Raw genomic sequence first — 1,243 nt, 5'->3', positions numbered from 1 at the left:
ATGTAATAAAGGAAATAAAAATTGTCTCGAACATGAGGATGAACCGCCCTAAACGGTCGGCTATCCTCTAAACATTATGTGCAACTAAAAAACAATATAAATATGAAAACTGAAAAAATTAGTGATGTCCTGCAAGGAATGGATGTCAATACAGAAGATGCGATTGTAACCTTATCTGACAAGATTTGGGAGATAGGTAGCATTGATGAAATTAGGCAACAAGTATCCGATGTTACTTTTACTTTTCATGTTGTAACTAATGTGATAGGAAATTGTCAAGGCGATGGTTGGATGTCTATTGTAGAATATCATGCAGACTTGTTACCTTACATATCTTCTGCGATGTATGAAATTGGATTAGACAAGGTTGGTGAAGCAACCAAAAATATAGCGAATATCTTCCCTTTGGATATATCGGTTCTTAGCGATAGTGAGTTTTGTAAGGTTGTAAACTTTATGAAAGGACATAAAACGGACTTAGAGGAGCTAAAAAAATATAGTGAATCGGAACAAGAAAAAATGAGTGAACAATACTTTGATACTATTGACAAGCTGGATGAAATAGCAGAAAAACTATGGTATTATGGCTGCCCAGATAACGAAGGTTGGGGAGTTGTAAGCCGATATTTAGAGAAGCACTTGCAGGACAATTTTTGGAAATAAATGCACATAACAAGCACCTGTGCCACCTAACGGCGGCAAGCTGCAAACCATTATAGTTTCGTAATAAAAATAGGTGATATGATATTTATACTTGAACCATATATATCAGTAGGCGACATCAAATTTGGTATGAGTCGCGAAGAAGTCGAAGGTCTCTTTGCAGAGAAACCGAAATTTGAACATGTTGATTTTCTTAAAAGGCAACATTTAGGCTGGAATAGTTTTTCTGTAATATTTAAGAAAAATCAAGTAGAGGAAGTTACATTCACTCCTGATGGCAGTCACCAAGTCATTTGGAGTGATATTGATATTCTCAATGATGCTCAAATTGTTAGGAAGCTAAATAAATTTGAAAAAGCATCCAAAACATTGGATAGTAAATTATACTTTTCGTTAGGAATAGCCCTAATAGGAAATGGTAAAGATAGAACACTTTCAGTCTTTTCAAAAAAGACAGAAAAGGAATGGAAGAAATCGGTTATCTCTTCAAATAAATAATGAAACTATAACATACACCTCAATCGCCCAAAATGGCGATTAGCTGCCGAACATTACCCACGTAGTAAAGATATGTTTAGAA

The 1,243-nt window shown here is 34.8% G+C and carries 2 protein-coding genes; both read left to right on the top strand.

Annotated features, from left to right (window positions below; all coding sequences use genetic code 11):
• Positions 1-102: 102 nt before the first annotated feature.
• On the top strand, positions 103-663 hold the full coding sequence (locus tag ABUA47_RS24880; protein ID WP_195530440.1) for a hypothetical protein: 561 nt from the start codon (positions 103-105) through the stop codon (positions 661-663).
• A gap of 78 nt (positions 664-741) precedes the next feature.
• A complete protein-coding gene (locus tag ABUA47_RS24875) occupies positions 742-1,161 on the top strand; it encodes a hypothetical protein (RefSeq protein ID WP_289539830.1) in 420 nt (139 codons plus the stop codon).
• Positions 1,162-1,243: the final 82 nt, after the last annotated feature.

It is taken from the genome of Bacteroides sp. RTP31139st1_H2_RTP31139_211217 (genome assembly GCF_040227615.1).
GTDB classification, from domain to species: Bacteria; Bacteroidota; Bacteroidia; order Bacteroidales; family Bacteroidaceae; genus Bacteroides; species Bacteroides uniformis.
The sequence above is the reverse complement of the archived record's forward strand: the minus strand, read 5'-3'. Positions and strand labels throughout refer to the sequence as shown.